At 30.0% G+C, this 7,679-nt stretch carries 11 protein-coding genes and 2 pseudogenes; all 13 read left to right on the top strand.

All coding sequences use genetic code 11. The features are described 5' to 3' along the window. Window positions 1–232 precede the first annotated feature (232 nt). Entirely contained in the window at window positions 233–415 is a 183-nt protein-coding gene (locus ACEW7V_RS02735; protein WP_374695367.1) for a hypothetical protein, read from the top strand. 44 nt (window positions 416–459) lie between these two features. Continuing rightward, window positions 460–735, top strand: coding sequence for a M3 family metallopeptidase (locus tag ACEW7V_RS02730; RefSeq protein WP_374695366.1), 276 nt, complete (start codon window positions 460–462; stop codon window positions 733–735). Between the two features lie 718 nt (window positions 736–1,453). Further along, window positions 1,454–1,603, top strand: a complete 150-nt coding sequence (locus tag ACEW7V_RS02725; RefSeq protein ID WP_374695365.1) for an ATP-binding cassette domain-containing protein — start codon at window positions 1,454–1,456, stop codon at window positions 1,601–1,603. Window positions 1,604–1,826: 223 nt separating this feature from the next. Continuing rightward, entirely contained in the window at window positions 1,827–1,949 is a 123-nt protein-coding gene (locus ACEW7V_RS02720; RefSeq protein ID WP_374695364.1) for a hypothetical protein, read from the top strand. Between the two features lie 100 nt (window positions 1,950–2,049). Further along, entirely contained in the window at window positions 2,050–2,184 is a 135-nt protein-coding gene (locus tag ACEW7V_RS02715; RefSeq protein ID WP_374695363.1) for a hypothetical protein, read from the top strand. Between the two features lie 107 nt (window positions 2,185–2,291). Continuing rightward, a complete protein-coding gene (locus ACEW7V_RS02710; protein WP_374695362.1) occupies window positions 2,292–2,420 on the top strand; it encodes an ATP-binding cassette domain-containing protein in 129 nt (42 codons plus the stop codon). Window positions 2,421–2,756: 336 nt separating this feature from the next. After that, entirely contained in the window at window positions 2,757–2,888 is a 132-nt protein-coding gene (locus ACEW7V_RS02705) for a hypothetical protein (RefSeq protein ID WP_374695361.1), read from the top strand. Window positions 2,889–3,820: 932 nt separating this feature from the next. Beyond that, window positions 3,821–4,090: a CbiQ family ECF transporter T component gene (locus ACEW7V_RS02700; protein WP_374695360.1), complete on the top strand. Its 270-nt coding sequence runs from the start codon at window positions 3,821–3,823 to the stop codon at window positions 4,088–4,090. Between the two features lie 185 nt (window positions 4,091–4,275). Continuing rightward, the gene (locus tag ACEW7V_RS02695; protein WP_374695359.1) at window positions 4,276–4,686 is read left to right on the top strand and encodes a hypothetical protein; all 411 of its coding nucleotides are present in this window, start codon (window positions 4,276–4,278) and stop codon (window positions 4,684–4,686) included. Continuing rightward, window positions 4,686–5,389: pseudogene (locus ACEW7V_RS02690) on the top strand (hypothetical protein). The gene ACEW7V_RS02695 and the pseudogene ACEW7V_RS02690 overlap by 1 nt, the downstream one beginning before the upstream one ends. A gap of 504 nt (window positions 5,390–5,893) precedes the next feature. Beyond that, window positions 5,894–6,796: pseudogene (gene rsgA, locus ACEW7V_RS02685) on the top strand (ribosome small subunit-dependent GTPase A); the annotation flags it as partial. A 210-nt stretch (window positions 6,797–7,006) separates the two neighbouring features. Further along, a complete protein-coding gene (locus ACEW7V_RS02680; protein ID WP_374695358.1) occupies window positions 7,007–7,276 on the top strand; it encodes a GTPase in 270 nt (89 codons plus the stop codon). A gap of 32 nt (window positions 7,277–7,308) precedes the next feature. Continuing rightward, window positions 7,309–7,563, top strand: coding sequence for a hypothetical protein (locus ACEW7V_RS02675; protein WP_374695357.1), 255 nt, complete (start codon window positions 7,309–7,311; stop codon window positions 7,561–7,563). Window positions 7,564–7,679: the final 116 nt, after the last annotated feature.

Genomic DNA, 7,679 nt, shown 5'->3' with positions numbered 1-7,679 from the left:
TACTTCGTTCCGGTTACGTATTGCTCAATTAGCTGTTTCGCAATTTTTTGCTAAACGAGCAAGAATATGACCCTTATTTATGACCAATTGGTCAAACACGAACCAGATGGCTCAAATATTGGGATATTCAATTTCGGTGCCTTAGTTTATGATATTTTAGGACGCACTGATTTAATCTTTCATTGCAGATTATCGCACCAACATTTTAAAATATGTTTTGCCGTTTTATACCATGACTCAAAAACGTAAATCCAAACGTTTAGGTATTGCTAAATTGAAAGTTATGACAAAAGTTTTAATTTTTCAAGTGGCAATCCCAAACCTCAAAGAGGAGTTGATTTCTCAGTTAATCCAAGCAAAAAAAATGTATCATGCCATGTCTCTCCAAACCAAATTATTTTTGATTTTCTCTTGAAAAAAACCTATTAGACCTAGATAGCAAACCCAACAAAACAGGCGGTGGATACTGTACTTACCTTCCTAAATATAGCGCTCCTTTGTTTTTTAAGTAATTTTAATGGTACAAGTCATGATGTAGATGTTTTGACTCACGAAATAGGACACGCCTTCCAAGTTTATCAAAGTCGTCATTTAATTCCTGAGTATCGTTGGCCTACTTTTGAAGCAGCTGAAATTAGTTCTATGGGGATGGAATTTTTAGCTTATCCGTGGGTAAAAGATTTTTTGCCCAAGTGTGAACAAATATCAATTTCTACATTTATCCCAATCCCTTAATTTCTTACTTTATGGTGCTTTATTGGATCATTTTTCGTATGATTTTTATCAAAATCCTCAAATGGCTCCTGCTCAAAAGAAAGAGTGTTGGCAAATTTGGAAAAAAATATTTGTTGATAGAAGCATGAGAGAGCGATCCTTTTTGAAAAGGTACTTTTTGGTTCCGTCAAAGCCACATTTTTTCTACTCCTTTTTACCATTGACTATACTTTAGCCCAAGTTTGTGCTTTAGAAATTTGGCTTTTGAGCAAAGCAAGATTATTCCAATACTTGTAAAGTACTTAAAATTATGTCAATTAGGCGGTTCTAAACTTTTTTAAACCTTTTTAAAAACATACAGGACTTACTAATCCTTTTGAACCTAATCACTTAAAAAACATTGTTTCTTTTGTAACTTGTTATTTGCAAAAAATTGATGATATTAAATTTTAATTACACCATTTACTATAACATTTTTTCTCACTCCTTCCACAAAACTCAATCTTATTTTTTATATCTTATATTACGATTTGCGATTCTGTTGCAAAGTGGTTTGCCTTTTCAAACTAACCTCTCCTCCAGAATAAAATCAACTACCTCAAAAATGCCCCATCAAAACTACCAAACAAACAAAGAAAGAAAAAAATTTAAAGTTATGATATCTATTCAAAATTTAACTTTTTATTACAGTTGTAATCCTATTCTCAAAAGACCTTAACTTAACCATTCAAAATAATTCTTGAGTTTCTATTGTTGGTCCTATAATGGCTCAGGAAAATCTACTTTAGCCAAAATTTTAGTAGGGCTGCTTTCTTGTACCAAAGGACAAATTTTAATTGACAATATCGTTTTAAATGAAAAAAAAAATTGCCTTTGCGACCTAAAATAGGTATGGTTTTCCAAAATCCGGATTATCAGTTACAGGGCTTATGTAAAGAAGATATTGCGTTTGGATTGGAAAATTATAATGTTTGTAGAGAAGAAATTAGGTGAAGCCAAAGTTTGGCAATATGCCAAAATGGTAAAAAATATAGATGATTTATTGGACACAAACGTGAATCAACTTTCAGGGGGACAAAAAACAACGTGTAGCAATTGCCTCCATTTTAGCGATGGAGCCCGAAATTATTATCTTTGATGAAGTAACTTCTTTTTTAGATCCTCAAGGCGCTTTGGAAGTGCAAGAAATTATTCAAACCATGTTAAAAATAATTTTGATTACCATTATCATATGATTTAGAGTTTGCTGCTAAAGTGATGAAATTATTGTTCTTGATCAAGGAAAATTAATTACCCCAAACCCCACCCCAAAACCTCTTTCAAGACCCTTTATTTTTGCAAAAATACAAATTAAAACCTCCTTTATCATTAGAGCTTTACTATGAAATTTTAAAAGACAGCACCACTAAAAACATTAAAAATAATCAAATGTTAGAAAATTTAAAGGATATTTATGGCAATACAATTTGAAAAAGTAAACTTTTATTATAAAAACACCCACCACCCCCCCAAAAACTACTGCCACTTTATCTGACATTAATTTAAAAATCAATTCTCAAAATGAATTTATTGCTTTAGTGGGGAAAACCGGTTCAGGCAAATCGACCTTAGTGCAATTAATGAATGCTTTGCTTACAACAAATATAGGAAAAGTAACAGTTTGTGGCACTACCATAACTTCTAAAAACAAAAAAAAGAACTCTTAGTGCCCTTGCGCCAAAAAAGTAGGTTTAGTTTTCCAATTCCCTGAATATCAATTATTTGAAATAACTGTTTTAAAAGATGCCGTGATGTTTGGTGCTGAAGCTTTTTTAAATAATAAACAACAAGCCCAAAAAGCAAGCTTTCAAAACTTTAGAACAAATCAACATTCCTCCCGCTTTACATCAAAAATCTCCCTTTCAAATTAGTGACGGACAGCAAAAAGAAAAGTCGCTATTGCAGGTATTTTAGCCATACAACCTGATATTTTTAATCCTTGATGAACCTACACGTGGTCTTGATTTGAAAGTAGCTCTGATATTATGGATTTTTTACAAATTTTGCATCAAACATTTCACAAAACTATTATCATTATTACTCATGATATGAATTTGGTTGCCCAATATGCAAAACGTGTTTTGGTTTTGTCTCAAGGAAAATTGCTTTTTGATGGCACAAAAGAAACTTTTTGAACACCCCCGATTTGAGCAATTTAACTTAGATATTCCTGATACTTTTAAAATTTTTAAAAAAATTTAAAACAAACTTTAGGAATCCCCTTTCAAGCACACTCATTGTTTTAGCACCCTTGCCCAATATTTAAAGAATTTTATTGTTAAAAGGTATTATTGATGAAAAATAATGATTTTACAAATAATAATTTATCCACCCCTCTTTATCGCGTTGTTTTTTGTACCAACTCCATCCTTCTATCAAAATTCTTGCTTTTGTGTTGCTGTTAGTTTTTTATTTTAAAACTGCCCAAGTAATGTTGAAAATATTGCTCCAAATCAAGTTTTATTTTTGCAAACCACAAACGTATCACTTTATTTTATCTTTTTGTGTGGTAGCTTTAATGAGCCTTTGTTGCTTTTGGAGTAACTTGGAGGTTATTTTTGGCAAAGAATTAAACATTTAAGATTTGTTTTTATTATTTCTTTGGTAATAAATTTAGTTCCTTCGGAAGATACTTCTTTTAATGCTTTTATGCGAGCTCAAATTCTATTTTAAGTTATGATGCCATCCATTCTTTTTGGTTGTTTTTAATATGTATGTTTATTGTATAATTTCACTAAAAAATATATTCCCTTTAAATTATCTTATTTGTTATTTTTGCTTTTGTGCGTCTTTGTTATTCCTTCGTATTTTCCTTCCAATATACAAGAAATTTTGGGTTGCAAACCTAAAAAATTATATATTGCAAACGACTTCTTTCTAAGAATTTGTTTTATTATGACAAGATTGTTTTTAATTGTGATGTTGTTTTTTTTATTCAATAAAATAACTTCTTTTATCGAAATTCAAGATGGTCTAGATATTATTTTATCTCCTTTAAAAAACTCAAAATTGCTACTGAAACTTTTACTTTGATGCTTTCTTTAATTTTTATGGCTAATTCTTTTTATTGCAAGAAACCAATAAAATTTTAAAAGCTCAGACAGCAAGAGGCATGGATTTGCACAAAAAAAATATTTTTAAAAGAATTAATCATCTTTTAGCCTTATTGGTTCCTATTTTTGTGTTGGTTTTTAAAAGGTCTTTGGTAATTTCTAATGCTATGGAAGTAAGAGGTTATGTTTTGGGAGCTCCTCGCACCAAAATGATTACTTATCGTTGGAAAATGCTTGATTTTATAACCATAACTACCATTTTTGCTCTATTGTTTATCAAATAAATTCGTATTTGTAAATGCTTTATAAAACATTTTGGTTTTCCAATAATTACATTGAATGCCCAAATAAAAAAAGAAAAAGGTTGTGCCCGAATGAATCAAAAAGTTAGGATTAAAAGACCAAGATCAAGAAATCTTTGATCTTATTGAATAAAGAAAAATTAGACAAAAAGAAAATATCTTATTAATTGCTTCGGAAAATTTTGTTTCTCAAGCAGATATTAGATGCCCAAGGAAGCATTTTGACTAACAAATATGCAGAAGGTTATCCTCAAGCTAGATATTATAATGGTTGTAAAAATGTAGATCAAATAGAAAAATTGCCATCCAAAGAGCAACCAAGCTGTTTGGTGCTAAATATACAACGTCAACCTCATTCAGGTTCACAAGCCAATATGGGAGCATTTCAAGCCTTATTAAAACCTGGTGACAAAATTTTAGGATTATCTTTAATGGATGGAGGACATCTTACTCACGGTCATAAATTAAGTTTTTCTGGTGGTTTTTATGAAGCTCATTTTTATAATGTCAATCCCCAAACTGAAATGATTGATTATGATGAAATTCGTAAAGTTTCCTTAAAGTTAAACCTAAATTAATTATTGCAGGATATTCGGCTTATTCTAAAACTATTAATTTTAAAAAGTTTCGTCAAATTGCTGATGAAGTTAATGCCTATTTAATGGCGAATATTGCCCATATTGCAGGGTTAGTTGCTTGTGGGCTTCATCCTTGTCCCTTTGAAGCTAACGCCGATGTTGTTGCTACTATGCACAAAACGCTGAGAGGACCGCGTGGAGGTTTGATTTTAACCAATAAAGAAGAAGTATTTAAAAAAATAAATCGTGGTATTTTTCCAGGTATTCAAGGAGGACCTTGTATTCATACTATTGCAGCTAAAGCTGTTGCTTTTCAAAGAAGCGATGATGCCTTCTCTTTAAAGAATATCAAAAGCAAGTTATCCAAAAATGCAAACACCTTTGCTAAAGCCTTCCAACAAAAAGTTATCGCATTGTAAGTGGAGGCACTGATAATCATTTATTTTTAATTGATGTTAAACATAAAAATCCTGAGTTTACAGGATCCAAAAATTGCAAACATGTTAGAAAAATAAATATTGTTGTCAACAAAAATACAATTCCTTTTGATCAAGAAAAACCTTTTGTGACAAGCGGTATTAGAATTGGCACACCTGCTATGACAACATTAGGTTTTAGAGAAAATGATTTTATTTTAGTTGCAGATTTGATGGACAAAGCTATCAATCACTTGGACGACAGAATCTTATTTAGCCCAAATTAAACAACAAGTTTTGGCTTTATTAAGTAAATTTAATAAGTAAAAAACAACATCCCTATTTTCAAACATAAAAATAATTATTTTGTAATCCTACATTTTTTCTTGCCTAATTCCATTAACAAAATATTAACAAAAGACTCCTTTTTATTAAGGGGTCCTTCCTTTATGTAACAATTTTTGCCACCCCCAAAACTTTTTTATTTTGCAACAAACATTCCATTTGTCAAAGTCACACCCATAAAAACATTAGCAAATAAACTCTGCTTTGGCTTATTTAAACCCAATTTATCTTTATATGTAATTATTGTTTTTTTATATGTTATAATAAAAATAATTAATGATTTTTTAATTAATTATAAAAAAAGTTACTCAAATTAGAATAAATTAGTATCTAGCATTTTTTATCGCACACACACAGACAATTTAAAAATTTTTAAAAAGCAATTTAGACAAAATAAGAAAAAAATAATTAAAAAAGATTTCAAAATATAAAAAAGGAGTTATTATTTGGAAAAAGCTTTAGTATTAAGATTTTTGGCTGGAGTTTATTATATTAAAGATTTAGAAACTCAAATTATTTTGGAAGCTAAAAAAGAGGCAAATTAAAAACCCCTGATATCAAAACTACCCAAAAGAAAAATAATTCTGCCTCTGACTTTATTATTAAAGTAGGCGATATTGTGTTTTATGAACTTTCTTGTGATACTTATTTAATTCAATCTATTTTGCCTCGTAAAAATGAATTAAAAAGACCTAATGTTGCCAATATTGACCAGGTATTGCTAGTTTTTTCCTTAGTAAAGCCCAATTTTCAATTTCTTTTATTAGATAAGTTTTTATTAATTTTAGAACAACAAAAATTAGATGTAGTTTTAGTTTTTTCTAAAATAGATTTGTTAGAACCCGAAAACCTTACAACAATGCAACAACAATTATCTTATTACCAAAAATTTCAACCCTTTTATTATATTAACTCCAAGCAAAAAATAGGAATAGATGCCCTTAAACACATTTTTGCTAATCAAATTACAGTTTTGGCAGGACAAACCGGAGTAGGAAAAACGACCTTACTCAAAGCCTTAATTCCAGATGCCAAACTCAAAACACAAGAAATTTCTGAAAGTCTTGGCAGAGGCAAACATACCACCAAAAACGCCCAATTATACGAGTTTAATGGTGGATTTATTGTTGATACTCCTGGTTTTTTTCCAAACTAGACTTAACTACTTTTTGCCTAGGACTTTAAAGAATTTTATCCTGATTTTGTAGAACATGTTTGTGATTGTTTTTTGGTGAAAGTTGTCTTCATTTGCAAGAAGAAAAATGTGGCGTTAAAAAAGCCTTAGAAAACAGCAAAATACTTTCCTCCGATATCAAAATTATGTGAGCTTTTACGAAGAAATCAAAAAACTGAACCCAAATATTAGTTATTTTTTTATTTTTTTGCACATTTTTTATATCATCATTTTAGAACTCAATTTAGGAATTGCTACAAGATTACATTTTATCTATTTTTACACAATTGTAAAATCGCATTTTACCCCCAACCAAAAAACCACCCCCTTTTTTACCAACCAATTATTTTTTACAAAATAAAATACCATAAGGAAACTCTCAAAAATGAAAGTCGGAATTATTGGTTTGCCAAATGTAGGCAAATCTACCTTATTTATTAATGCTTTAACTAAAATGCAAGTTTTAGAAGCTAATTATCCTTTTGCCACTATCGAACCTAATGTTGGCATTGTAGAAGTGTCAGATTCGTTGTCTCCAAACTTTATCTCAAATTTTTCAATCTCAAAAACTATTTCTGCTTTGATAAATTCAAAAGATATTGCAGGTTTAGTGGCGGGAGCTTCCAAAGGAGAAGGGCTTGGCAATCAATTTTAAGTCATATTCGCAATGTAGATGCTATTTGTCATGTGGTTAAATGTTTTGAAGACCCCAATATTGCTCATGTGACAGAAACGAATAATCCTGTAGAAGAAATTGATATTATTCAAACAGAACTAGCTTTAGCAGATTTAGAACAAATTGAAAAACGCTTACTTAAACTGGGTAAACAAAAAAATAAACTTGACAAAGAATTATTGCAAGAAAAAGTGTTATTAACCAAAATTAAAACCCATTCAACTACCCAAGATTTAAAAAATTTGGTTTTCGGGATGAAGAAGTAAAGCTTGTCAAAACCTTTAATTTGTTGTTTTTAAAACCTTCCCTTTATTTAGCCAACATTAAAGAACATGATTTATTATCTTTGGATTCCAACGTTTTTATCAACAAGCAATACGCT

The sequence above is a fragment of the Areca yellow leaf disease phytoplasma genome (genome assembly GCF_041920595.1).
The sequence above is the reverse complement of the archived record's forward strand: the minus strand, read 5'-3'. Positions and strand labels throughout refer to the sequence as shown.

Bases quoted from the DNA above. Each gene is read 5' to 3' on its own strand.
- ACEW7V_RS02735 (WP_374695367.1), top strand. From the start codon at position 233: ATGACTCAAAAACGTAAATCCAAACGTTTAGGTATTGCTAAATTGAAA.
- ACEW7V_RS02680 (WP_374695358.1), top strand. From the start codon at position 7,007: ATGAAAGTCGGAATTATTGGTTTGCCAAATGTAGGCAAATCTACCTTA.
- ACEW7V_RS02720 (WP_374695364.1), top strand. From the start codon at position 1,827: ATGGAGCCCGAAATTATTATCTTTGATGAAGTAACTTCTTTTTTAGAT.